Source organism: Pseudomonas sp. Pseusp11 (assembly GCF_047304405.1).
Lineage (GTDB): Bacteria > Pseudomonadota > Gammaproteobacteria > Pseudomonadales > Pseudomonadaceae > Aquipseudomonas.
Genome location: NZ_JBGLZF010000014.1, coordinates 1 through 23,636 on the forward strand (window position 1 = coordinate 1; position 23,636 = coordinate 23,636).

Genomic DNA, 23,636 nt, shown 5'->3' on the forward strand with positions numbered 1-23,636 from the left:
ACTGCGTTTTGTGCCCGTATCCATTGCACCTTCCTGATAAGAAGCCAGAAGGTGTAAACCTTATTCAGGACGAAGCAACGGGCATAAAAAAGCGCCGCCTTCCCGGCAGCGCCTTTATCAATCCGTTGTTTTTCTTCTTATCCTTCCATCACATCCCACAATGCTTCCAGTTCCGCCTCGCTGAATAAACCAGCGGGATAGCGCTCGATCATCATCCGGCGCGGATCAGGTTCTCTGATCTGACGCGTTCCATTGGACTTCAACCACTGTGCCAGGACTTGAAGCGATTCGCTGTTAACTGCCAGGGGATGCAGTGCCCGCTCGCCCACTACGTTCATTTCGGCGTTCATCTCAGCGCTCTCTCCTGGTTTGTGAGCGGCTAACTTATCCAAGGTTTATGACAGAACATCGAAGTTCTCTCCCTCCCCGTGTTGCGCCTTCGAAGATACAAGAGCTATGCCAATGTTTTCGAAGTGTCGATAAGTGGATACAAAAAAAGCCCGCAGTCCTGATGGGCTGCGGGCTTTGTGCAAAACGAAGAGGCTAAACCGTTGCTCAATCGATTTTTCAATCAACTCAAGCTGTTACGACCTCACTCACTCTTTGTGCGGAGCGGGCTGTTGTTGGGTAAGGCAATGAATGTTACCGCCCCCAAGTAACAGTTCGCGCCCCGGCACCATGACGACTTCGTGCTGCGGGAACAGGTTCTGCAAAATCTCTTTGGCCGGCCCGTCCAGTGGGTCATCGAAGCTTGGCGCGATGATCCCGCCGTTGACGATCAGGAAGTTCACATAAGAGCCGGCCAGACGCACGGTCGGATTGCGCTCCTGAGTGCCGTCCACCGGGTCCACACCTGCGCACTCTTCTTCGGTCGCATACAGCGGCCCCGGAATCGGCATTTTGTGCACCGTGAACGAGCGCCCCTTGGCATCGGTGCTGTTTTGCAGCACGTTCATGGCCGCCTGGCAGCGCGGGAAGTTCGGGTCCTGCGGGTCGTCGGTCCAGGCCAGCAACACTTCACCTGGACGCACGTAGCAGCAGAAGTTATCCACATGGCCGTCGGTTTCGTCGTTGAACAAACCGTCCGGCAGCCAGATGATCTTATCCACAGCCAGATTTGCGCTGAGCACCGCTTCGATTTGCTCACGGCTCATGTGCGGATTGCGATTGCGGTTGAGCAGGCACTCTTCGGTGGTGATCAGGGTGCCTTCGCCATCGACATGAATCGAGCCGCCTTCGAGCACAAAACCCTCGGTGCGGTAGCGTGGGCTGCGCTCGATTTCGAGGATCTTGCCCGCCACCTGCGAGTCACGGTTCCACGGCGAATACAAACCACCGTCGAAACCGCCCCACGCATTGAAGTCCCAATCCACGCCACGGACTTCGCCGCTGTTATTGATGACGAACGTCGGGCCGGTATCCCGAACCCAGGCGTCGTCGCTGGACATCTCCACCACACGAATATTCGGCACGTCGAGACGGGCGCGGGCATTTTCGTACTGGCCAGCGGAGACCGCTACGGTCACCGGTTCGAAACGCGCGATGGCCTTGGCCACTGCGACATGCGCGGCTTGCGCCGGTTTGCCACCCAGGCGCCAGTTGTCCGGACGCTCGGGCCAGACCATCCAGGTCTGGGTTTGGGGCGCCCACTCGGCAGGCATGTAAAAGCCGTCGGCGCGAGGGGTGCTGTTCAAAGTGGTCATGGCTTCAGGACTCCAGGGAACCGTCGAGGGTTTTGATCGCGCCGTACAGGTTCGGACGACGGTCGCGGAACGAACCCCAGGCGCTGCGAATGTGCTCCAGCTCATCGAGGTCGAAGCTGTGAACCAGAATGCCTTCTTCGGTTTTGTTCAGCTCTTGGACCTTCTCGCCAAACTGGTTGGCGATGAACGACGAGCCGTAGAAGGTAATGTCGTAGCCGTCCTGCTCTTCATTGCCGATGCGGTTGCTGGCGATCAGCGGCATCAGGTTGGCACCGGCATGGCCCTGTTGCACGCGCTGCCAGTGGTCACGGGACGAAATGGTCTTGTCGTGCGGCTCACTGCCAATGGCAGTCGGGTAGAACAGAATTTCCGCGCCTTGCAGCGCCATGCTGCGGGCGCACTCAGGGAACCACTGATCCCAGCAGATGCCCACGCCGATTTTCGCGTAACGGGTGTTCCACACTTTGAAACCGGTATCGCCCGGGTTGAAGTAGTACTTTTCGTGGTAGCCAGGGCCATCCGGGATGTGGCTTTTACGATAAATCCCGAGGTTGCTGCCGTCGGCATCGATGATCGCGATGCTGTTGAAGCGCGCGCGACCGGCCAATTCGTAGAAGCTGATCGGCAGCACCACTTGCAGTTCCTTGGCGACTTTCTGGAAGTGCTTGATGGCAACGTTGTCTTCTACCGTCGTGGCCAGTTGCAGGTAGTCCGGGTTCGGCTTCTGGCAGAAGTACGGAGCCTCGAACAGTTCCTGGATCAGGATGATTTGCGCACCTTTGGCCGCTGCCTCACGGACCAGCTTTTCAGCGGTCTCGATGTTGGCTTCAAGGTCCCAGGAACAAGCCATCTGGGTGGCGGCGACGGTAACGATACGACTCATGAATCATCTCCTGGGCAAGTGCTTGAGGGTCAGTGTGGCATCGACCGATGACAGAACGGGAATCACCGGGCGTGGTTCGTCCACACCGTGGGCAGTGGTGACTTTATAGTCGATAAAAATCGGCTTTAAAAGCAATAAATATCCACCACCTCTAAATAACCTCAAAAATTCCCGATAACAATCGACATTTACAACCTCTACGAGCTGCCTACAAACCTTCGCCCAGCACCTTCGACAGCATGTCCACAAAGAAGTCCACACTCTGCCGCGACGTGACCATCGGCGGCTTGATCTTGAGGATGTTCAGGTAATCACCCGTCGGCTGCATGAAAATTCCCAACTCACGAAGGCGATCGCACAACGCCGTGGTCTCTTCGGGCGCCGGTTCAAGGGTTTCGCGATTGCGGACCAACTCCACGCCCAGATAGAAGCCGGAACCATGCACTGCCCCCACCAACGGATGCCGGTCGATCAAGGCTTCAAGACGTTCCTTGAAGTACCCGCCCACGACCTGGGCGTTTTCCCAAAGTTTTTCTTCTTCCATCACATCCAGCACCGCCATGCCGATCCGGCAACTGACCGGGCTGCCACCCGCCGACGAGAAGAAGTAGCCCTCGGCCTCCAGCGCTTCGGCAATCTCCCGACGGGTAATGACGGCGCCCAACGGCTGGCCGTTACCCATGCCTTTGGCCATGGTGATGATGTCGGGCACCACGCCCTGCTCTTCAAAACCCCAGAAAAATTTACCCATGCGGCCGTAACCGACCTGCACCTCATCGGCGATGCACACCCCGCCCTGAGCACGGACCAGCGCATAGACCTGCTTCAAATAGCCCGGCGGTAGCGAGATGCCACCGGCATTGCCGTACACGGGCTCGCAGATGAAACCGGCGAGTTGGCGTTTCTGCCCGGCGATTTTCGCCAGGTTGTGTTCGACGCTGCGCACGTAGTCCGGCGCGCTGTCCGGGCCACGGAATTCGCCGCGATAGGTGTTCGGCGCGGTCACCGGGTGCACCCAATCGGGACGACTGCTCAAGGCCTTGGGGTTGTCGGCAATCGAGGTCGAGACCGCATCCGCCGCCACCGACCAGCCGTGATACGCCTCCAGCACACTGAGCATGTCGCGGCCGCCGCTGTAGGCCCAGGCCAGGCGAATCGCCAGGTCATTGGCCTCGGTGCCGCTGTTGACCAGGAATACCCGGTCCATGTTGTCCGGTGCCAGCTTCAGCAAGCGCTCGGAAAACTCGGCAATCGCTGCGTAGTGAAAACGCGAGTTGGTGTTGAGCAACGACCATTGACGGCCGGCGACGGCGGCCATGCGCGGATGACCGTGACCCAACACCGCAACGTTATTGAGCATGTCGAGGTAGGAGCGGCCCTGCATGTCGATCAGGTGATTGCGCCAGCCACGCTCGATGCGCGGCGGGTCGACGTAATAATGCTTCTGGGATCGGGCGAAACTGGCATCGCGGCGGGCCAGCAAGGTTTGCGGGTCGAGCTCCTCTTCGGCATCGCAAGCCAGGCCCAGCAACGCAGCCGGCGAGGGGCACAACGCCTGCCAGGCGGCAGCGCGCGAAGGTGTGCAAAACAACGGTGCGTCGAGCTGAGCACTGCGGCACAACTGTACGATCAACGCTCCGCTGACAGAGCCCAGCACCTGGCCTTTGACCAATGCCGCGCCACTACGCACCGATGGGGTCACACCCCACAACCGGACGCTGAGCTCTGGGCCGTCCAGTTGCAGCAGGCTCTCCCCTTCGATATGGATGACCCCGGCAAAGGGTGCTTCGACCGCCGTGCCGTCAGGCACTTGCAACGCCACATGCAATGGGAAAGTGTCTGGTTCGCTGGCACTGTCCGGTCGGGTTTGGGACAGACGATATTGGCCATATCGACTGGCCGCCAGTCCATGAGTTACGGCGGCTTCCGTCAACAGACGCAGATCGATCCCCTGCTGCTCCCAGTTACCCGCTTCGAAATGCGGGCTGAGGACACCCAGATCGATCAAGGCAAACTCACGCCCCACCAGACTCGGCAACAAGGGCGCAAAGCCTTCGCTGCCAATGCTCGGCAGGCCTTGACCAACCGCGGCAAGAATCGCCGCCTCCATCAACGCCAGCGGCACCGATGTGGCCACGCGGAAAATCTCCCGTTCATGGGTCAGGTTGTCGCGACTGTACTCGTTGCCCGGATCAATGCTGACCTGCTGTTCGCCACTCAGCACCAACACCGCCGAGCGCGCAACGATCAGCGGCCAGAGCGCCAGCAGTTCTTCATGTTGCAGCGGATTGATCGCGTGATAGGCCCGAACCGCCGGCAAAATGTAGAACGGATCGCCATCGGCATGGTGCAGCAGCGCGGCACAGGTCACCGACAGATCGGTGATCCGCCAGGTTCGGACCAGGTCGCCGAAATCGATGACACCCTGCAACTGCCATTGGCGCTGCGCATCTCGCTGCCAGACCACGTTGTCGTCGGTGATGTCCATGTGAATCGCCTGCACCGGCAGCTTATCCACCAAGGGCTGCAAATGGCGCTCGGCCTGCTCGGCCGCTTCAGCAATCAGCTTGCGTTGCTGATCATCCTTGATCACCGGCAGCAAATGCGCGATCAACGCGTTGGCGTGGCGGGCGTCCCATTGAAGGGTGCGCTCAAGGCCAGGATGGTCGAAGCCGGCCAGCGCCAGGTCCATCTCGCCGCAGAGCCGACCGAAACCGGCGACCACTGCCTGGCTCAGATGGTCGAGGTGCGTCAGGGACTGGCCGTCGATGTAATCGAGCAGACGTAAATGCACCGCTTGACCACCGACCTCCAGGGAGAGCAGGTCTGTACCATTTTTGGCCGGGATCACTCGCGGCACCTGCACGCCGGGATGTTCGGCCAAGTGCTTGAGCCCTGCGTGCTGGGCTTGCAGCTCCAGCACCGAGTAATCGCCACGGCAGATTTTCAGGACGAAACGCCCCTGCTCGCTGTCGACGCGGTAGTTGAGATCCTGCTGGCTTCCAAGAGCCTGCAACCGTCCGCTCAGCCCGTAATGTTCTTCCAGTAACTCAAGCGCTTGCGCCGCGGACACTTGCGGGCTGGGCAGACTGGCGCGGTGAATCAACGTGGCGAGCGGCATACAACAACCCCTGAAATTTTATTAGGCGCTTATATCGCCACTGCCAGGGGCGATACGCAACCCCCCTTCCCTGGTTGGCCTGAATCAAATGCGTGAGCAACTCTCTTCACCGCCCCACTCGCGCCTGCCGGCACTTTGCGTAAGAATGTCGGCCATCAACGCCTATTGCTGGAGAAACACCATGAATGTGGTCACCACCAACCTGCCCGGTGTTCTGATCATCGAGCCCAAGGTATTTGGTGATGAGCGCGGCTTCTTCTATGAAAGCTTCAACGCCAAGGCTTTCGAAGAAGCAACCGGCCTGAACACCCGATTCGTGCAGGACAACCATTCCCGCTCGCAAAAAGGCGTACTGCGCGGCTTGCACTACCAGCTGCAAAACACTCAGGGCAAACTGGTCCGCGTCACCGTCGGTGAAGTGCTGGACGTGGCCGTGGACATTCGCCGCAGCTCACCGCATTTCGGCAAATGGGTCGCGGTGCGCCTGTCCGCCAACAACCATCGCCAGCTCTGGGTACCGGAAGGTTTTGCCCATGGTTTCGTGGTGCTGAGCGATTTCGCCGAGTTCCTGTACAAAACCACCGACTACTACACACCGTCGGCCGAGCGCAGCATTCGCTGGGACGACCCGGATCTGGGCATCGACTGGCAGTTGGACGAAGCACCGCAGCTGTCGGCCAAGGATCAGTCCGCCGCGTTCTTCAAGGACGCTGAAGTCTTTTCCTGAATTGCTGTCTGAATTTTCAGCGCCAGTGCGCACTTGATCCAGGGTGCGCAGACTGCGCCCGCAAGCCTAGGCATAATGCGTCTGTACCCACAGGCGCTTGATGCTCATGACACCGACCCTCCCCCGCAGACCCCGCTGGCGCAGCCTGGCACTGCTTGCGTTGTGCCTGGCACCCTTGCTGTGGCCGCTGGAGCATCTGGCCGAGCGTTATTACCGCAGCGAGCTGGCAGGGCAGAACCGTCAGACCCTCGACCTCTACGTCGCCAACCTGCTGGGTACCCTGCACCGCTATGAAGTGCTGCCGCAGATTCTCGGCGACCTGCCCGCCCTGCGTGCGACGTTGGGCGCCCCCGACGAGGGCGTGATTCAAGGCAATGCCAATCGTCTGTTGAAACACATCAGTGCCCAGACCGGCGCCGAAGTCATGTACCTGATGGACACCACCGGCAAGACACTGGCGGCCTCCAACTGGGACAAGCACGACAGCTTCGTCGGCCGCAATTTTTCTTTCCGTCCTTATTTCAGTGAAGCCATGGCCGGGCGCCTGGGGCGCTTCTTTGGCCTGGGCACCACCTCGGCCAAGCGCGGTTACTTCTTCGCCGCGGCGATACACGATCGTGAAAAAATCATCGGCGTGTTGGTGGTCAAGGTTGACCTCGATCACACCGAAAGCCTCTGGGGCAAAACCCCGGAACAACTGCTGGTCACCGATCACAACGGTGTGGTCATCCTCACGTCGCGGCCAGAATGGCGTTTCCGCTCGACCCGTCCATTGAGTGATGAGGAGAACAAGGCTGTCGCCGCGATTCAACCCTATCCGACCCGCGATCCAAAGCCGTTGAGTCTCGACCCCAATGCCTGGCTGACCCAAACCCGGCAGATCGAAGAAACCGGCTGGAGTGTCAGTATCCTTGCTCCACGCACCCTGATCGACCGCCCCGTGCGCACAGTCGTGGCCATCGGCGGCGCAACGCTGCTGGTATTGATGCTGCTGCTTGGCCTGATGATGCAACGCCGACGCCATTACCTGGAGCGGATCGCCTTCGAAGCCAAGGCCCGCCAGGAACTGGAAGGCCGGGTCGCCGAACGGACCAGCGACCTCGAGGGCCTCAACCGTCGACTGAAACAGGAAGTGCTGGAGCGCGAACACGCCCAGCAAGAACTGGTACGCGCTCAGGATGATCTGGTACAGGCCGGCAAGCTCTCGGCGTTGGGGACAATGTCGGCGAGTATCAGCCATGAACTCAACCAACCGCTGGCGGCAATCCGCAGCTACGCGGAAAACGCCGAAGTGCTGCTCGATCATCAGCGCACCGAGGATGCTCGCGGCAACCTCAAGCTGATCAGCGAACTGACCGGGCGCATGGCGTCGATCATCGCCCACCTGCGCGCCTTCGCCCGGCGCGACCGCCACGCCCCGGAAAGCGTGGCCCTGCAACCGGCGCTGGACGATGCCCTGGCGTTACTGGCCAAGCGCCGGCGCAGCATGGAAGTCGAGCTGATCCGTGACCTGCCGGCCGCCACCCTGTGGGTCGAGGCCGGGGAGACCCGTCTGCGCCAGGTACTCGGCAATCTGCTGGCCAATGCGCTCGATGCGCTGACGGAAAAAGGCCCGCCGCGTAAACTCTGGTTGAGCGCCCAATCCACCACCGACGGCGTCACTCTGTACATTCGCGACAACGGCCCCGGGTTCTGCCTGGAAGCGCTGGGTCGTGCCGGCGAGCCCTTCTACACCACCAAGACCCGCACTCAGGGACTTGGTCTGGGGCTGGCGATCTGCGACACCCTGATGCGTGCCTTCGGTGGTGAACTGTCGTTCTCCAACCACAAGGAAGGCGGCGCCCTGATTACCCTGAAGCTGCGCGCAGGCGCGCCGGGTGTGAGCCTGCAACCGTCCGAGGACCGAAGTGCATGACCATCGACAACCGCATCCAGGTCGTGTTGATCGACGACGATCCCCACCTGCGCCAGGCCCTGAGCCAGACCCTGGACCTGGCCGGCCTGAAGATCCTGCCGCTCGCTGAAGCCAAGGGCCTGGCCGGGCAACTGGAACGCGACTGGCCGGGCGTGGTGGTCAGTGACATCCGCATGCCGGGCATGGACGGCCTCGAACTGCTGACCGAACTCCACGCCCAGGACCCGGAACTGCCCGTGCTGTTGATCACCGGCCACGGCGATGTCCCCCTGGCGGTGCAAGCCATGCGCGCCGGGGCTTATGACTTTCTGGAAAAACCTTTCGCCAGCGACGCCCTGCTCGACAGCGTACGTCGCGCCCTGGCCCTGCGCCGTCTGGTGCTGGACAACCGCAGCCTGCGTCTGGCCCTCAGTGATCGCAACGAACTGAGCGCTCGACTGGTCGGGCAATCGGCGCCGATGCTGCGCCTGCGCGAGCAGATCGGGGCACTGGCGGCGACCAAGGCCGACGTGCTGATCCTCGGTGAAACCGGTGCGGGCAAAGAAGTGGTGGCCCGCGCGCTGCACGACTTGTCGAGTCGGCGTAACGGCCCGTTCGTGGCAATCAACGCCGGGGCCCTGGCCGAGTCGGTGGTAGAAAGCGAGCTGTTCGGTCATGAACCGGGCGCGTTTACCGGCGCGCAGAAGCGCCGCATCGGCAAGTTCGAATTCGCCAACGGCGGCACGTTGTTCCTCGATGAAATCGAAAGCATGAGCCTGGACGTGCAGGTGAAATTACTGCGTTTGCTGCAAGAGCGGGTCGTCGAACGCCTGGGCGGCAATCAGTTGATCCCGCTGGACATCCGCATCATCGCCGCGACCAAGGAAGACCTGCGGCAATCCGCCGATCAGGGGCGCTTCCGTGCCGACCTGTATTACCGCCTGAACGTTGCGCCGTTGCGCATTCCGCCACTGCGCGAACGGGGCGAAGATGCGCTGGTGCTGTTCCAGCATTTCGCTGACGAAGCCAGCGCCCGCCACGGCTTGCCGCCCCACGAACTGCAACCGGGGCAACGGGCGCTGCTGCTGCGTCACAGCTGGCCAGGTAACGTGCGAGAACTGCAGAACGCCGCCGAGCGCTTTGCCCTGGGCCTGGAGCTGGCACTGGACAACAGTGCGCCGGATGGCGGTGTCGGCACCACGGTTGAAGTGGTCAGCGGCGGCTTGAGCGAGCAAGTCGAGAACTTCGAGAAAAGCCTGATTGCCGCCGAACTGGCGCGCTCGCACAGCTCCGTGCGCAGCCTCGCCGAAGCCCTCGGCATTCCGCGCAAAACCCTGCACGACAAGCTGCGCAAGCATGGCCTGAACTTCGCCGATGGCGGCACCAGCAGCCATACCGACGACCTCGATTGAGCTACCGTAAAATCATCCTCATCAAACAAAAGGCCCGCGAATGAACCGCGACAGTCGTCACCTGGAATCGATCCTCTATCGCGACATCCCCCTCACGCGGGACATGGGCCTCAAAGTGCTCGACTGGCACGACCAACAACTGCGCCTGCATCTGCCGCTTGCGCCCAACGTCAATCACAAGAGCACCATGTTCGGTGGCAGCCTGTATTGCGGCGCGGTGCTGGCCGGCTGGGGCTGGCTGCATTTGCGTTTGCGTGAAGAAGGCATCGAAGACGGGCACATCGTGATTCAGGAAGGGCAGATCAACTACCCGCTGCCGGTCACCATGGACGCGACAGCGATTTGCCAGACACCGAGTGCGACGGTGTGGAGGAAGTTCCTGGCGATGTATCGACGCTATGGGCGAGCGCGGTTGACGCTGCATTCGCGGATCGTGAATACCGGGAGTGATGAGGATGCGGTGAGGTTTACCGGGCAATACGTCCTTCACCGGTAAAGCAAACGATCTTAAAAGATCGCAGCCTCGTTGCACTCGACAGCTCCTACAGAGAAGCGCGCCCCCTGTAGGATCTGTCGAGTGAAACGAGGCTGCGATCTCTTGATCTTTACGCCCGAGCGAGCGCCAATAGTTTCTCCCGCCATGCCGCTTTAGCCGGCAGCGCCAGGAAGAACTCATTCAGCAACGATTCCCGCGCCGGATAACAGAACGGCGCGCCGCTCAAATCCAGCACCTCACCGCCGGCGCCTTCCAGCACACCTTGAGCCGCGGCCGTGTCCCACTGCGAAGTCGGCGCCAATCGCGGATAACAATCCGCAGCCCCTTCCGCCAGCAGGCAAAACTTCAGCGAGCTGCCGATATTCGCCAGTTGCAGCTCGCCCAGACTGTCACTCAACCCCGCCAGTAAGCGCTCCTGCTCAGGGCTCGAATGACGACGACTGGCGACCACCGTGAAGGCTTCACCCGCAGCCGGCACCTCGCGAACCTGAATTGGCAACGGCTCGGCGCCTTTATCGCCGCGCCAGGCACCCAGCCCGGCACCGCCTACATAAAAACGCCCGCTGGTCGGCATCGACACCACGCCGAACACCACACGCCCCTGCTCGATCAGCGCAATGTTCACGGTGAACTCTTCGCTGCCGGAGATGAACTCCTTAGTGCCGTCCAGTGGGTCGACCAACCACCAACGCTGCCAGCCGGCACGCACGCTCTGGGGGATGTTGGCATCCTCTTCGGACAGCACCGGAATAGTCGGGTCCAGCGCCGTCAACCCGGCAAGAATCACATGGTGAGCGGCCATGTCGGCAGCTGTGACCGGGGAATCATCGGACTTTGCCGTCACGGCAACGTTGACGCGCCAGAACGGCAGGATCGCCTCGCCAGCCTTCAATGCCAGTTCTACCACCGGTGCCATCAACGGATGGGGAAAATTCAACTTCATGGCAGGAACACCCCACGCTGAGTCAACAGATCACGGGCCAGATACAGCGCCGCCAAGGCACGGCCCTCGGTGAATCGCGGGTTCTGCGCCAACGCCGACAATTCCCGCAGGTTGATCTTGTCCATCCCCATCGGCTCGGGCTCGTCACCCTCCAGGCGTTCTTCGTACAAATCGGTGGCCAGCACCACCTGGATTTTCTGGCTCATGTAGCCAGGTGACAACGACAACTCGGTCAGGTGCTCCAGTTGCCGCGCGCCATACCCGGCCTCTTCCTTGAGCTCCCGCTCGGCCGCCGCCAGCACGTCTTCGCCCGGCTCGATCAAGCCTTTGGGGAGGGACAATTCGTAGGCATCGGTGCCACCGCAGTATTCCTCCACCAACACGGCGTGGTCCGCGTCGAGCATCGCCACGATCATCACCGCACCATAACCAGCGCCTTTGCCGACCAATCGCTCGTAAGTGCGCTCCACGCCATTGGAAAAGCGCAATTTCAGCTCTTCGACACAGAATAATCGGCTGGTGGCGACGATTTCGCGGGCGAGTATGGTGGGTTTCTGGCGCATGGGAAGCTCCTTGGCGTGAACGCGTTACTATACCCGGCCTATCCTGATTGTTTACCTCGGATATCTTTTTTACCGCTGGAGAAGTTTTTTATGTCCCTGCTGCCCTGGCGCGACATCGATACCGTTCTGCTGGACATGGACGGCACGCTGCTGGACCTGCACTACGACAACCATTTCTGGCTGGAACACCTGCCAAAGCGTTATGCCGAGTTGCACGGGGTGAGCCTGGCCATGGCGGAGCTGGAATTGCAGCCACTGTTCGAGCGCCATGCCGGTCAGTTGCAGTGGTATTGCCTGGACTTCTGGAGCGCCGAACTGAAGTTGTCGGTACGCGAACTGAAACTGGAAACCGCGCACCTGATCGCCTTGCGTCCGGATGCGGACACTTTTCTGGCAGCGATAAAACAGGCCGGCAAGCGCGTGGTACTGATCACCAACGCCCACCGCGATTCGTTGTCATTGAAACTGGAAAGAATTGAACTGGCGCCTTATTTCGAGCGCTTGATCAGCTCTCACGATTACGGTTTCGCCAAAGAAGACCCGCAGTTCTGGGATGCCTTGCAGGCCGATATCGGCTTCGACCCGGCACGCTGTCTGTTCATCGACGACACCTTGCCGATCCTGCGCAGCGCACGCAACTTTGGTGTGGCGCATCTGCTGGCCGTGAGCGAGCCGGACAGCCGCAAAGGGCCGAAGGACACGGCAGAGTTTGCGGCGGTGGGGGATTATCGGGAGCTCATCGCAGGGCTTTAGAGTCTGACGCGGTCGTTGTGGCGAGGGAGTTTGCTCCCGCTGGAGTGCGAAGCGCTCCCAATCTGGCTGAGTTCCCTCAGAAAGGTGCATTGGCCAGATTGCGACTGCTGCGCAGCCGAGCGGGACGGTGCGGCGATCCGACAAGCTCCCTCGCCACAGGTTCTGTGTTATTCAGGAATCCGCAACACCTGCCCCGGATAGATCTTGTCCGGGTGCGAAAGCATTGGTTTGTTGGCTTCAAAGATTTTGTTGTACTTGTTCGCGTCGCCGTATGCCGCCTTGGAAATCGCGCTGAGGGTGTCGCCCTTTTTAACGGTGACGAACTGCGCTGCCTTGGCAACCGGCCCCGTTACGGTGATCTGGTCATCGACACTACCGACACCGGCAATATTGCCCACGGCCAACAGAATCTTTTCCTTCTCTTCCTGACTTGCCACTTCACCGGTGACGGTGACTTTGTCGCCATCGATGGTCGCCTGAACATTCGGGTTACCCAAGCCGACCTTGCTGATGTGTGCCTTCAGCTGCTCGCTGGCGTTGGCATTGCCAGGTGTCAGCAGATCAATAAGTTTTTCACCTGCTTCTTTCACAAAGCTCAAAATACTCATGGTGCACGCTCCTTGGGATTTGGGTTCCAGACGCCCAAGACTAGACCAGTCGTTTGAAGACCGGTTCCCAGCCGACCAATGACCCAACCCCGCGCAGGCGGTAGAATCGCAAACCTTGCCGGCGCCCTGGAGCGAAGATGGACATCAAGCAGCTGAAATTCCTCATCGCTCTCGACGAAACCCGACACTTCGGCCAGGCCGCCGCGCGCTGTCACATCACCCAGCCGACCTTGTCCATGCGCCTGCGCAGCCTTGAGGAAGAACTCGAGCTGCCGCTGGTCAATCGCGGCCAACGCTTCGAAGGTTTCACTGCACCGGGTGAGCGCGTGCTGGCATGGGCACGTACGGTGCTGGCGGCCTACGACGGTTTGCAGGCCGAAGCGGCGGCCTGTCGCGGCAACCTCGTGGGCACGTTGCGTCTGGGGGTGGTGCCGCTGTCGAGTTTCGACCCGGTGCCGCTGATGCAACGCCTGCACGCCGCACACCCGAACCTGCGGTTCGAACTCTCGGCCCTGAGTTCCGAACAGATCCTTGAACAACTGGCGAATAACCGTCTCGACCTCGGCGTATCGTACCTGGAGCATCTGGACGGCGAGCGCTTCGACTCCCTGGCGTTCAGCGAAACCCACATGGGCCTGCTCTACGATCAACGCTTCTTCAGTTTCGGCGAGACGCCACTGAGCTGGGAGTCGCTGATCGAACTGCCCATGGGCATGCTCACCAGCGGCATGCATTTTCGCCAGTCCATCGACCATAACTTCCACAGCCGTGGCCTGACCCCACAGCCGTTGCTGCAAACCGATGCAGTCCACCAATTGTTACAAGCGGTACACGGTGGCCTGTGCTGCGCGGTGATGCCGCTGAACAGCGGCCTCGAAAACCTCACTGATCACTTGCGCCTGCAACCCATCGAAAGCGCCCAGACCCTCGCCCGGCTGGGGCTGATCATGCGTCGCAGTGCTCCGCGTTCGGCCTTGGCAGAAGCCTGTTTTGCGATCTATCAGAAATCACTGACAGACTCTTGATCGACGCCATCTATCGGTAGATCAGTAATAGCGATTAGACGTGACATGTTGACACGCCTAGGCTTAAAGCTGACCAAACCGTCGGTGATGCCTAATGAACGCCAAGCGCCCCGGCTGCGCGGCGCCCGCTCTCGAAACGCCCGCGCCCGCCGCAAGCCAGACATACAGTTACTGCAACCTTGGATACTCCGAATCATCCAGCACCGCGCTGGCTGAAGAAGTCGCGTTGGCGATCGCCTACAACGGCATCAGCCAGGCCGTCATGTTGGTGACGCCGACGGACCTTGAAGACTTCATCGTCGGCTTCAGCCTCGGCAGCGGCATCATCGAAGACGCTTCAGACATCTATGACCTGCAACTCAGCGGCTCGGGTTCGGCGCAATACGCGCAAGTGACCATCGCCAACCGCGCCTTCTGGAACCTCAAGCAGCAGCGCCGGCAACTGGCCGGCACCAGCGGTTGCGGGCTCTGTGGCGTGGAAGCGGTGGAGCAAGCGCTGCCCGATCTCAAGGTGCTGCCCGGCGCCCCGCTGCCCCCGGCCGAATGGCTGGACGGCCTGCGCCATCGCATCGGCGAATTCCAGCCTTTGGGCCAGCATTGCGGCGCGGTGCATGCGGCGGTGTTCATGAATGGCAGAGGCGAATTGCTGCTGGGCCGTGAAGACATCGGTCGACACAACGCCCTCGATAAGCTGATCGGTGGGTTGATCCGCCAGAAGATTCCGACCACCGATGGTCTGGCGATTGTCACCAGCCGTTGCAGCCTCGAATTGATCCAGAAAGTTCTACGCGCCGGCATCCAGACCCTGGTCAGCCTGTCGTCGCCCACGGGCCTGGCCGTGCAATGGGCCCGTCGACACAACCTCAATCTCATCCACCTGCCGCAAAAAAGTGCGCCGCGGGTCTACAGCCCCGCGACGGAGAATCAAGCGTGAGCCAACACCAACAAGCCGACCAGAAACCCGTTCCACGTTACAAGCCTTATAAAGGACCGGCCGGTGGCTGGGGCGCGCTGGCCAGCGTCGCCCGGGCCTGGTTGACCAGCGACAACGCGTTGAAAAATCTGCGCATGATGCTCAAGACCAACAAGAACGGCGGGTTCGACTGCCCCGGTTGCGCCTGGGGCGATTCTAAGGAAGCCGGCATGGTGGCGTTCTGCGAGAACGGCGCCAAAGCAGTGAACTGGGAAGCGACCAAACGGCGTGTCGATGGCGCGTTTTTCGCCAAGCACAGCGTTAGCTCGTTGCTGGAACAAAGTGATTATTGGCTCGAGTACCAGGGCCGTCTGACCGAGCCGCTGAGCTACGACGCTGAAACCGATCGTTACAAACCAATCAGCTGGGAAGCCGCCTTCGCCCTGATCGGCAAACACCTGCAAGGGCTGTCGAGCCCGAATCAGGCCGAGTTCTACACCTCGGGCCGTGCCAGCAACGAAGCGGCGTTCCTCTATCAATTGTTCGTGCGCGCCTATGGCACCAACAATTTCCCCGACTGCTCGAACATGTGCCACGAAGCCAGCGGTGTGGCATTGGCCCAAAGCGTCGGAGTCGGCAAAGGCACCGTGACCTTCGACGATTTCGAACATGCAGATGCAATTTTTGTCTGGGGCCAAAACCCTGGCACCAACCACCCGCGGATGCTCGAGCCACTGCGCGAAGCGGTGAAACGCGGTGCGCAGGTGGTGTGCATCAACCCGCTGAAAGAGCGTGGCCTGGAACGCTTCCAGCACCCGCAACACCCGATCGAAATGCTCACCAACGGCGACAAGCCGACCAACACCGCGTACTTCCGTCCGGCATTGGGCGGCGACATGGCGATCATGCGCGGCATGGCCAAGTTCCTGCTGCAATGGGAGCGCGATGCGCAGAAGGCGGGTGAGCCTGCGGTGTTCGACCACGACTTCCTCAATGAACACAGCGCCAACGTCTTGGAATACCTCGGCATCGTCGACGACACCTCGTGGGAGCAGATCGTTGAGCAGTCCGGCCTGTCCCTGGTGGAAGTCGAGCAAGCGGCGCGCATGTACGCCAAAGGCAAGAACGTGATCATGTGCTGGGCGATGGGCATCACTCAGCATCGCCATTCGGTGGCGACCATCCAGGAAATCGCCAACCTGATGCTGCTGCGCGGCAACATCGGCCGGCCGGGTGCAGGTCTATGCCCGGTGCGTGGCCACAGTAACGTGCAGGGCGACCGGACAATGGGCATCAACGAACGTCCGCCGGCGGCGTTCCTCGACTCCCTGGAGCGGCGCTTCCAGTTCAAGGTGCCGCGCGAAAACGGCCACAACGTGATCGAGGCGATTCACGCCATGGCCGAAGGCCGTTCGAAAGTCTTCATCGGCCTGGGCGGCAACTTCGCCCAAGCCACCCCGGACAGCTCGCGGACTTTCCAGGCCCTGAGCAACTGCGACCTGACCGTGCAGATCAGCACCAAGCTCAACCGCAGCCATTTGATCCACGGTAAAGACGCGCTGATCCTGCCGTGCCTGGGCCGCACCGATATCGATATCCAGACCGAAGGCGCCCAAGCGGTGACCGTGGAAGACTCCTTCAGTATGGTCCACGCCTCCAACGGTCAGTTGCAGCCGTTGTCAAACCTGATGCGCTCGGAGCCTGCAATCATCGCCGGTATCGCCGCCGCGACCCTGGGCAGCAAACCGGTGGACTGGAACTGGCTGGTAGCGGATTACAGCCGTATCCGCGACCTGATTGCCGACACCATCCCGGGCTTTCGGGACTTCAACGAGAAAGTCCAGAACCCAGGCGGTTTCTATCTGGGCAGCAGTGCCGGCGCACGTCGCTGGAATACCCCATCGGGTCGGGCCAATTTCCGTCCGAACATCCTGCCCAAAGACCTGGTGCACGAACGCACCCGCGCCACCGGCGTACTGCCGGACCTGATCATGCAGTCGATGCGCTCCCATGATCAGTACAACACCACCATTTATGGTCTTGATGATCGTTATCGCGGGGTGAAAGGTCAGCGGGATGTGTTGTTCGTCAATGAAGCCGACATCATTCGCCTGGGCTTCAAACCGGGGCAGAAGGCTGACATCGTGTCGATCTGGGATGATGGCCGAGAGCGGCGGGTGAAAGGCTTTACTCTTCTGGCGTTTGATATTCCTGCCGGGCAAGCGGCCGCTTACTATCCGGAAGTGAACCCGCTGGTGCCGCTGGAAAGCACCGGGGATGGCAGCCATACGCCGACGTCGAAGTTTGTGGCGATCAGGCTGGAAGCGGCGAGTGAGACGGGGCTGATCATGGCCAAGTCAGCTTAACGCAAAATCAAAAGATCGCAGCCTTCGGCAGCTCCTACAGAGGAAACGCATATCCCGCGTAGGAGCTGCCGAAGGCTGCGATCTTTTAACAAAATCATTGACACAACAACTATCAAACGCCCACAAAAAAGGCCGCTTTTATATAAAAACGGCCTTTGATAAGTAGCTAAAGACCGGCGAAAAACACTTAAGTTCCGCCCAAAAAACAGCAACTTATAGAAATGTGCTCAAGTCGTGTTACTCGTCGGATTTCTATTGTCACAATCACGACGCAGCCTCAGGATCGCGCCGTCATCCCCTTGAGGTTCCTCTATGAAGTTCTCCTCGATTCTCTTGTTGTCCCTTGGCCTGGTCAGTGGCTTCGCGTCTGCTGGCGGCACCACCGAAGCAGGTGTGGGCGGCGCATTGGGCGGGGTTCTGGGCTCGGTCGTCGGCCAATCGCTAGGCGGCAGTACAGGTTCAACCATTGGCGCGGCCCTGGGCGGCGCGGGTGGTAGCGCAGTTGGCGCAGACAGACACAGCCGTGGCCAAGCCGCCATTGGTGGTGCGTTGGGCGCAGCTGGCGGTAACGTGGTCGGCCGCAGCATGGGCGGCACCACCGGTAGCCTCATCGGCTCCGCAGCAGGCGGCGGCCTCGGTGGCGCGCTGGGTAACCATATGGGCAACAATAGCTATGACGATGATCGTCGTTCCTCTCGTCGTGGTTATGACGATGATGATCGTCGCTACTACCGTGGTCACCCGGGTCGCGGCCATGCCTACGGGCATCGCAAGCATCACCATCGCTATCACGATGACGACTGAGGCTTGAATCGCCTCGTCGACCGGTAGATCCAAAAATCGCAGCCCTCGGGCTGCGATTTTTTTTGCCCTCAGATCGCCAGTCGCTCTAACGCCCCGCGCACCTCGGCAGGAATCACCACCGGCTGATTCGACAGCCGATCCACGAATACATGCACGAAGCGCCCTGCCGCGCAGGCCTCATCTTCTCCAGCCTTGAACACCGCCAGCTCGTACTGCACCGAACTGTTGCCCAACTTGCCGACCCGCAGGCCAATCTCGATCCGATCCGGGAAAGCGATAGACGCAAAGTAATCACAGGCCGAACTCACCACAAAACCCACCACCTCACCGTCATGGATATTCAGACCGCCGACTTCAATCAGGTAGGTGTTCACCGCCGTGTCGAAAAAACTGTAGTAGGTGACGTTGTTGACGTGACCGTAGGTGTCATTGTCATGCCAGCGGGTGGTGATGGGCTGGAAATGGGGGTAGTCGGTGCGTTGGGGCATCGGGTTGGACATCAGCGTCGGTTCCTGGAGTTGGATGGCTAGTTTAAGGTGAAACCGCGTCGTACCCCTCGCGAGCAGGCGCCAAATAAATCACATGTCGGCAAACCCTCTGCCTTGCGCCGCCAACTCCCCAATCAACCGCGCCGGCGCCCAGTGATCGCCCTGTTTGGTCTCAAGCTGCAACAACCGCAGATGAATATCGTCCAGCCCTTGCTGATCCGCCCAGGCCATCGGCCCGCCCTTGTCCGCCGGGAAACCATAACCGTTGAGGTACACCAGATCGATGTCGTGCGCCGACGCCGCAATGCCTTCCTGAAGGATCTTCGCCCCTTCATTGACCAGTGCCAGCAAGCTGCGCTCAAGAATCTCCTCCGGCCCTATCTTACGCCGCTGAAACCCCAGCCCTTCGCTGACTTCCAGTACCAGCGCATCGACTTCCACATCGTGTTCAGCCTGACGACTGCCCGGTTCGTAATGGTAATACCCATCACCGCTCTTTTGACCGAAACGCCCCAACTCGCACAAGCGGTTGTCCACCTGAACCTCCGGCGCATCCTGGCCCTTGCCAGCCAGCTCCCGCGCGCGCCACTCCAGGTCAATGCCGACCACGTCATACATGCGAAACGGCCCCATGGCGAAACCAAAACCTTGCAGCGCCGCATCCACCTGATAAGGCAACGCCCCCTCCAGCAGCATCTTGCGCGCTTCGAGCACGTACGGATGCAGCATGCGGTTGCCGATGAAACCGTGGCAGTTGCCCGAGACCACGCTGATCTTGCCCATGCGCCGGCCCAGCGTCAGGGCTGCATCAAGCACCGCCGGCGCGGTCTGGGCGCCGCGTACGATCTCCAGCAACTTCATGATGTGCGCCGGACTGAAGAAGTGCAGGCCCAGGACCTGCTGCGGGCGGCGAGTGGCAGCGGCGATGGCGTCGATATCCAGCGCCGAGGTATTACTGGCCAGAATCGCTTCAGGTTTGAGCAAACCGTCGAGTTCGCGGAAGATTTTCTGCTTCAGCTCGAGGTTTTCGTAGACCGCTTCGATAACCAGATCAACATCGCGGATCGCCGCGTAATCGGCAGCCGCCGTTACCCGTGCAATGCGCGCATCCGCCTCGGTCTGATCGATCCGCCCCTGACGCACGTTGTGGGCGTAAGTGTCAGCCACGCTGGTCAGCGCCTGCTCAAGCATCTGCGGATTGTTATCGACCCACTGCACCGGCACCCCGGTGTTGGCCAGGCACATGACGATGCCACGGCCCATGGTGCCCGCGCCAATCACGGCGGCGCGCTGAATATCGAACGATGTCTGGCTCATGGTTGTTGTTCTCTTATTGGCGATCCAAAGACAGTCCTCACCATAGTCAGCCGATGCGTGTTTTTGAAGTTTATTCCTGTGATGGGCGACATTCAGCGGATGGATGCGTCCCGATCCCGCAGGTTAGAGGTTCGCCTCAGCCCACGTCCGGACCTCGGCATACGGATAATCTTCCAGCAGCGCAAACCCAGGAATCGACCGTGCCTTGAGCTTGGTAAACAATGGAACGCTGATCCCGCACAAAAACCGCGTCACGCGCTCCGCCGATGGAGCACTTCCCGTGTGCTGCTGGTGCCTATGGATAAAATCACCGCACAGCGCCTCGAAATTTTTATCCACAAGCGCCGGCAATACCGGTGGTTCGGGTAACCGCGCTACGTGGCCGTGACACACCGAACAATGCCCGCATCGCCGTGGCGCGTTTTCGTCGCCGAAGTACTCGGCCAGGCGATAGCCCAGGCAGTGGTCGGTGGCGAACAGATCCAGCATGGCGTGAATCCGCGAAATCTCGGTGCGTTCGTGCTGGGTGAAGTAGGTGTGCAATTCGGCGCTCAAGGCCTGGGAATCGAAGTCGGCTTGCAGCAGGCTATAGACCTCCGTCATCTGCTTGCTTTCAAGCTCCACCCAGCCCTTTTCCTGGAAGTAATCCAGCGCCTTGACCACTCGACTGCGCTCGGCGGAATGCTGCTGATACAGTGCGTCGAAATTCACCGTGGCCCAGGTCCGTGCGCGACTGGAAGTCTGGATGATCGCCGAGACGAAGTCCCTGCGCTCACCCTCGAAACGGGCCAGCAACGCTTCCGGCTCCTGCAAATACTTGAAGCGGTATTCCGCGTAATAGGCATAGCGCGGAGCGATCAGCCCACGCAACTCCAGCTGTACCAGCAAGGTCTTGAGCGGTAACTGACGGATGTTGCTCTGATCGGCCAAAGGCCCCAGCAGAAACTCCCACTGCCCCTCGGGCGCTGCGGCTTGCAACTCGTCGAGCACACAACGAATGCCGTCCCGCTCCGGTGTGTCGCCGTAGACGAAATTCTCCAGCACGTTGAGGCTGTCGCGGTTGGCCAGCACCAGGCAATCGGACGGCTGCCCGTCACGCCCGGCACGGCCGATTTCCTGGCTGTAGTTTTCGATGGATTTGGGCAGGTCGAAATGCACCACGTTGCGGATATCGCTTTTGTCGATGCCCATGCCGAAGGCAATGGTGGCGACGATGCAATTGGACTGCCCACCCATGAACCGGCGCTGAATCGTTTCCCGTTGCTCGTGGGGTAAACCGGCGTGATAGGCCTCGGCCTGTATGCCGTTGCGCGCCAGATGTTCGGCGATGTGCTCAGCGGTTTTTTGCAGGGTGACGTAGACGATGCTTGGCTGGCCGGGACGCTGGCTCATCCACTCGACCAGGCGGCGGCGCTTGTCCTGCCCACGCACCGGTTCCACCAATAGATTGAGGTTGGGCCGGTAGAAACCGGTGGTCACCACATCCTCAGGCGCAATGGCGAACCGGGCCTGCATGTCGGCGATCACCTTGGGTGTCGCGGTGGCCGTCAGCAGCAGCGCCTGAGGGATGTTGAACTGGCGTTGATAGTCCGGCAGCTTGAGGTAGTCGGGGCGGAAGTTGTGACCCCACTCGGAGATGCAGTGGGCCTCGTCCACCACCAACAGCGAGATCGGCACCTGCTGCAGAAAATGGCGGAAACGCTCGTTCTTCAGGCGCTCCACGGAAATCATCAGAATCTTCAATTCGCCGGACTTTGCCCGGGCCATCACATCGCTGGCGTCATCGCGACTCTGGGCCGAATCGATACTGCCCGCCGCAATGCCGTGGCGCTGCAAGAACGCCAACTGATCCTGCATCAACGCCAGCAGAGGCGAGACCACCAGCGTCAGGTGCGGCAGCAGGATGGCCGGTAACTGATAGCACAGGGATTTGCCCGATCCGGTAGGGAAAATCGCCGCCGCCGAGCGCCCGGCCAACACCGCGCTGACCGCCGCCTCCTGGCCGGGCCGAAACTGTGGATAACCGAAAACCTGTTCCAGGGTGTTGTGCATAAGCTGTCACTCCGTTGACCGCTGCGAAGCCCAAAGCCTAGCCGGCGAACGCAGCGAGTCGAGAAAAGGTCGGGGGCAAAAACGATACGGGATGATACAGCGTCAACCCATCGATTCCTTCGCCACAGATTGAAACAAACGAGGCACTTTGCCCCCTGACATCAGCCCCCTGTCAGCCGGTAAGGTTCGCCCCGAGAAAAACCATTATCCGCGAAGTTTTCATCAAGGCAGGACGCCTGCACGCGGATCCTCACAAAGGAACAATCATGTCTAACACTCTGCTTTTTCCAATCGCCCTTGTCTTTGCATCCCTGCTGCTGAGCGGATGCATGAAACTCCCTGACGACCCCCTCTACGCTGCGCCCACAACTCTGGACAGCGCCTCACAAACTTAGTCATCGATCGACTGACGTCGGGTGGCTATGGCACCAACACCGCCACCCGCAACTGCTCATCCAGCGCCTGCTCATGAAACACCCGGCTCTTGTTCGCCCACGCCGCATAAGCCGGGCTTATTTCGCCCGTAAACGCCGCCGCCAGCTGACGCAAATCGGCGACCCTGTGCACACGAGGACAGAAGAGTTGGTCCTCGCAGTTCTGACTGGCACTGCGATAGGTGATCAGCAACCGATCCCACAACCCGTCACGCACTTGCCTGATCGACTTGAGCTTCACAGCCCGCACGCCCAGTCGCTGTTTCAGCCCCCGCTCATCCAGCGCTTCGCTGGCCAACAACACCTTGCCCACCATCAACACCTCGGCGCGAGATGCGGTGTCGATGTCCGCTTGGGTGGCCAGCGCATCCGGCCAACCAGTTCGCTCCATGTTGGCGAGGACCAGTGAATGACCGACGTCAGCAGCGCCCGCCATCCGACAAACACCGGCCCACAACAATAAAATCGAGGCCACACGTAGCCACTGCATACCTAATTCCCTTTAAGAGTCGACTCAGACGCTTCGAAACGTCCTACACATTCTGGCGCGCACCCTCCAGAGGCTGGATGCGTTAAGCCTGACAATCCCGTAGGAATATCGACCTCCAAGGGAAAAGCTTAAAAAATAGTCGAGGGATGCGTAGGCAAAGGGCGATAACACCGGTAAACCCCCTACAAAACCTGTCCACTTGCACCACCTTGCGACGCTTCGCTGCGGCCATCTATAGTTTTCGACGCGGCTGAAAACACTGTGTCGGCCCGCCGGAGCGACTTCGTACAGGACACGCCTCAACCATGAACACGTTCAACCCGTTGACCAACCGCTATCGCCCACTCAAGACCAGCTACAGCGACACCCCGGTGTTGGTCATCGACACCGATGCCAGTCATGGCGACCTGCTCGATGCTGCCCAACAACGCCTGCGTGCGGCCAGCGATCTGCTCGAAACACTTTACTGTTTATGTTTCAAACAGGCAGACGTGAAAGACATCCCGAACATCGTCAATGCACTTTACTTATTGACGCAAGACGGCTGCGAATTACTAGAAGTTGCAAAACAACAACTAAAAAACCCATCATAAACTTTTAAAGCTACAAACCTAGAAACAACCAATCACTTTATTATTAAAACA

General features: G+C 60.1%; 21 protein-coding genes. 10 read left to right on the forward strand and 11 right to left on the reverse strand.

Features of this window, described 5'->3' with window-relative positions:
* Positions 1-137 precede the first annotated feature (137 nt).
* The 4 genes from ACCC96_RS13400 to ACCC96_RS13415 all read right to left on the reverse strand — a co-directional run bounded on the left by ACCC96_RS13400 (position 138) and on the right by ACCC96_RS13415 (position 5,707).
* Positions 138-350, reverse strand: coding sequence for a hypothetical protein (locus ACCC96_RS13400; RefSeq protein ID WP_018929289.1), 213 nt, complete (start codon positions 348-350; stop codon positions 138-140).
* A gap of 246 nt (positions 351-596) precedes the next feature.
* Positions 597-1,703: an agmatine deiminase gene (gene aguA / locus ACCC96_RS13405; RefSeq protein ID WP_258671993.1), complete on the reverse strand. Its 1,107-nt coding sequence runs from the start codon at positions 1,701-1,703 to the stop codon at positions 597-599.
* 4 nt (positions 1,704-1,707) lie between these two features.
* Positions 1,708-2,586, reverse strand: coding sequence for an N-carbamoylputrescine amidase (gene aguB, locus ACCC96_RS13410; protein WP_019581765.1), 879 nt, complete (start codon positions 2,584-2,586; stop codon positions 1,708-1,710).
* Positions 2,587-2,794: 208 nt separating this feature from the next.
* Positions 2,795-5,707, reverse strand: coding sequence for an aminotransferase (locus tag ACCC96_RS13415; protein ID WP_413696062.1), 2,913 nt, complete (start codon positions 5,705-5,707; stop codon positions 2,795-2,797).
* Between the two features lie 181 nt (positions 5,708-5,888).
* Between ACCC96_RS13415 and rfbC the strand changes: the two genes are divergently transcribed.
* From rfbC to ACCC96_RS13435, 4 genes are all read left to right on the forward strand, one after another.
* Positions 5,889-6,434 (forward strand): dTDP-4-dehydrorhamnose 3,5-epimerase, encoded by a 546-nt coding sequence (rfbC, locus tag ACCC96_RS13420; protein ID WP_413696063.1) that lies wholly within the window; start codon positions 5,889-5,891, stop codon positions 6,432-6,434.
* A 106-nt stretch (positions 6,435-6,540) separates the two neighbouring features.
* Positions 6,541-8,349, forward strand: coding sequence for a sensor histidine kinase (locus ACCC96_RS13425; protein ID WP_258671988.1), 1,809 nt, complete (start codon positions 6,541-6,543; stop codon positions 8,347-8,349).
* The gene (locus ACCC96_RS13430; protein WP_018929295.1) at positions 8,346-9,740 is read left to right on the forward strand and encodes a sigma-54-dependent transcriptional regulator; all 1,395 of its coding nucleotides are present in this window, start codon (positions 8,346-8,348) and stop codon (positions 9,738-9,740) included. Before ACCC96_RS13425 ends, ACCC96_RS13430 begins: the two co-directional genes overlap by 4 nt.
* Before the next feature lie 40 nt (positions 9,741-9,780).
* On the forward strand, positions 9,781-10,236 hold the full coding sequence (locus tag ACCC96_RS13435) for a thioesterase domain-containing protein (RefSeq protein WP_413696064.1): 456 nt from the start codon (positions 9,781-9,783) through the stop codon (positions 10,234-10,236).
* Positions 10,237-10,345: 109 nt separating this feature from the next.
* On the opposite strand, the gene cysQ is transcribed toward ACCC96_RS13435, so the two are convergent.
* On the reverse strand, positions 10,346-11,179 hold the full coding sequence (cysQ, locus tag ACCC96_RS13440) for a 3'(2'),5'-bisphosphate nucleotidase CysQ (protein ID WP_019651490.1): 834 nt from the start codon (positions 11,177-11,179) through the stop codon (positions 10,346-10,348).
* Positions 11,176-11,742 carry an ADP compounds hydrolase NudE gene (gene nudE / locus ACCC96_RS13445; RefSeq protein WP_018929298.1) on the reverse strand — a complete coding sequence of 189 codons (567 nt, stop codon included), beginning with the start codon at positions 11,740-11,742 and terminating at the stop codon, positions 11,176-11,178. Before nudE ends, cysQ begins: the two co-directional genes overlap by 4 nt.
* A 90-nt stretch (positions 11,743-11,832) precedes the next feature.
* On the opposite strand from nudE, the gene yrfG reads away from it, so the two are divergent.
* Positions 11,833-12,495, forward strand: a complete 663-nt coding sequence (gene yrfG, locus ACCC96_RS13450) for a GMP/IMP nucleotidase (RefSeq protein ID WP_007939517.1) — start codon at positions 11,833-11,835, stop codon at positions 12,493-12,495.
* Between the two features lie 167 nt (positions 12,496-12,662).
* On the opposite strand, the gene lysM is transcribed toward yrfG, so the two are convergent.
* Complete coding sequence (gene lysM / locus ACCC96_RS13455) at positions 12,663-13,103, reverse strand: peptidoglycan-binding protein LysM (protein ID WP_413696065.1); 441 nt, start codon at positions 13,101-13,103, stop codon at positions 12,663-12,665.
* Between the two features lie 137 nt (positions 13,104-13,240).
* Here lysM and ACCC96_RS13460 point away from each other — a divergent pair, with 137 nt between their 5' ends.
* The 4 genes from ACCC96_RS13460 to ACCC96_RS13475 all read left to right on the forward strand — a co-directional run bounded on the left by ACCC96_RS13460 (position 13,241) and on the right by ACCC96_RS13475 (position 18,211).
* The gene (locus ACCC96_RS13460) at positions 13,241-14,128 is read left to right on the forward strand and encodes a LysR family transcriptional regulator (protein ID WP_019581758.1); all 888 of its coding nucleotides are present in this window, start codon (positions 13,241-13,243) and stop codon (positions 14,126-14,128) included.
* Between the two features lie 94 nt (positions 14,129-14,222).
* On the forward strand, positions 14,223-15,062 hold the full coding sequence (fdhD, locus tag ACCC96_RS13465; RefSeq protein ID WP_413696066.1) for a formate dehydrogenase accessory sulfurtransferase FdhD: 840 nt from the start codon (positions 14,223-14,225) through the stop codon (positions 15,060-15,062).
* Entirely contained in the window at positions 15,059-17,407 is a 2,349-nt protein-coding gene (locus ACCC96_RS13470; RefSeq protein ID WP_019651494.1) for an FdhF/YdeP family oxidoreductase, read from the forward strand. Before fdhD ends, ACCC96_RS13470 begins: the two co-directional genes overlap by 4 nt.
* Before the next feature lie 312 nt (positions 17,408-17,719).
* The gene (locus ACCC96_RS13475; protein ID WP_413696067.1) at positions 17,720-18,211 is read left to right on the forward strand and encodes a glycine zipper domain-containing protein; all 492 of its coding nucleotides are present in this window, start codon (positions 17,720-17,722) and stop codon (positions 18,209-18,211) included.
* Positions 18,212-18,279: 68 nt separating this feature from the next.
* Here the strand turns inward: ACCC96_RS13475 and ACCC96_RS13480 are convergent, their stop codons facing one another.
* The 4 genes from ACCC96_RS13480 to ACCC96_RS13495 form a co-directional block, all read right to left on the reverse strand.
* Positions 18,280-18,711, reverse strand: a complete 432-nt coding sequence (locus ACCC96_RS13480; RefSeq protein ID WP_413696068.1) for an acyl-CoA thioesterase — start codon at positions 18,709-18,711, stop codon at positions 18,280-18,282.
* Between the two features lie 78 nt (positions 18,712-18,789).
* The gene (locus ACCC96_RS13485; protein WP_413696069.1) at positions 18,790-20,016 is read right to left on the reverse strand and encodes a 3-hydroxyacyl-CoA dehydrogenase NAD-binding domain-containing protein; all 1,227 of its coding nucleotides are present in this window, start codon (positions 20,014-20,016) and stop codon (positions 18,790-18,792) included.
* Positions 20,017-20,139: 123 nt separating this feature from the next.
* On the reverse strand, positions 20,140-22,068 hold the full coding sequence (locus ACCC96_RS13490) for an ATP-dependent DNA helicase RecQ (protein ID WP_413696070.1): 1,929 nt from the start codon (positions 22,066-22,068) through the stop codon (positions 20,140-20,142).
* 420 nt (positions 22,069-22,488) lie between these two features.
* Complete coding sequence (locus tag ACCC96_RS13495; protein WP_413696071.1) at positions 22,489-22,992, reverse strand: polysaccharide deacetylase; 504 nt, start codon at positions 22,990-22,992, stop codon at positions 22,489-22,491.
* A 305-nt stretch (positions 22,993-23,297) separates the two neighbouring features.
* On the opposite strand from ACCC96_RS13495, the gene ACCC96_RS13500 reads away from it, so the two are divergent.
* Entirely contained in the window at positions 23,298-23,585 is a 288-nt protein-coding gene (locus ACCC96_RS13500) for a hypothetical protein (protein WP_413696072.1), read from the forward strand.
* Positions 23,586-23,636: the final 51 nt, after the last annotated feature.

Bases quoted from the DNA above. Each gene is read 5' to 3' on its own strand.
- ACCC96_RS13400 (WP_018929289.1), bottom strand. From the start codon at position 350: ATGAACGCCGAAATGAACGTAGTGGGCGAGCGGGCACTGCATCCCCTG.
- aguA (WP_258671993.1), bottom strand. From the start codon at position 1,703: ATGACCACTTTGAACAGCACCCCTCGCGCCGACGGCTTTTACATGCCT.
- aguB (WP_019581765.1), bottom strand. From the start codon at position 2,586: ATGAGTCGTATCGTTACCGTCGCCGCCACCCAGATGGCTTGTTCCTGG.
- ACCC96_RS13415 (WP_413696062.1), bottom strand. From the start codon at position 5,707: ATGCCGCTCGCCACGTTGATTCACCGCGCCAGTCTGCCCAGCCCGCAA.
- rfbC (WP_413696063.1), top strand. From the start codon at position 5,889: ATGAATGTGGTCACCACCAACCTGCCCGGTGTTCTGATCATCGAGCCC.
- ACCC96_RS13425 (WP_258671988.1), top strand. From the start codon at position 6,541: ATGACACCGACCCTCCCCCGCAGACCCCGCTGGCGCAGCCTGGCACTG.
- ACCC96_RS13430 (WP_018929295.1), top strand. From the start codon at position 8,346: ATGACCATCGACAACCGCATCCAGGTCGTGTTGATCGACGACGATCCC.
- ACCC96_RS13435 (WP_413696064.1), top strand. From the start codon at position 9,781: ATGAACCGCGACAGTCGTCACCTGGAATCGATCCTCTATCGCGACATC.
- cysQ (WP_019651490.1), bottom strand. From the start codon at position 11,179: ATGAAGTTGAATTTTCCCCATCCGTTGATGGCACCGGTGGTAGAACTG.
- nudE (WP_018929298.1), bottom strand. From the start codon at position 11,742: ATGCGCCAGAAACCCACCATACTCGCCCGCGAAATCGTCGCCACCAGC.
- yrfG (WP_007939517.1), top strand. From the start codon at position 11,833: ATGTCCCTGCTGCCCTGGCGCGACATCGATACCGTTCTGCTGGACATG.
- lysM (WP_413696065.1), bottom strand. From the start codon at position 13,103: ATGAGTATTTTGAGCTTTGTGAAAGAAGCAGGTGAAAAACTTATTGAT.
- ACCC96_RS13460 (WP_019581758.1), top strand. From the start codon at position 13,241: ATGGACATCAAGCAGCTGAAATTCCTCATCGCTCTCGACGAAACCCGA.
- fdhD (WP_413696066.1), top strand. From the start codon at position 14,223: ATGAACGCCAAGCGCCCCGGCTGCGCGGCGCCCGCTCTCGAAACGCCC.
- ACCC96_RS13475 (WP_413696067.1), top strand. From the start codon at position 17,720: ATGAAGTTCTCCTCGATTCTCTTGTTGTCCCTTGGCCTGGTCAGTGGC.
- ACCC96_RS13480 (WP_413696068.1), bottom strand. From the start codon at position 18,711: ATGTCCAACCCGATGCCCCAACGCACCGACTACCCCCATTTCCAGCCC.
- ACCC96_RS13485 (WP_413696069.1), bottom strand. From the start codon at position 20,016: ATGAGCCAGACATCGTTCGATATTCAGCGCGCCGCCGTGATTGGCGCG.
- ACCC96_RS13490 (WP_413696070.1), bottom strand. From the start codon at position 22,068: ATGCACAACACCCTGGAACAGGTTTTCGGTTATCCACAGTTTCGGCCC.
- ACCC96_RS13495 (WP_413696071.1), bottom strand. From the start codon at position 22,992: ATGCAGTGGCTACGTGTGGCCTCGATTTTATTGTTGTGGGCCGGTGTT.
- ACCC96_RS13500 (WP_413696072.1), top strand. From the start codon at position 23,298: ATGAACACGTTCAACCCGTTGACCAACCGCTATCGCCCACTCAAGACC.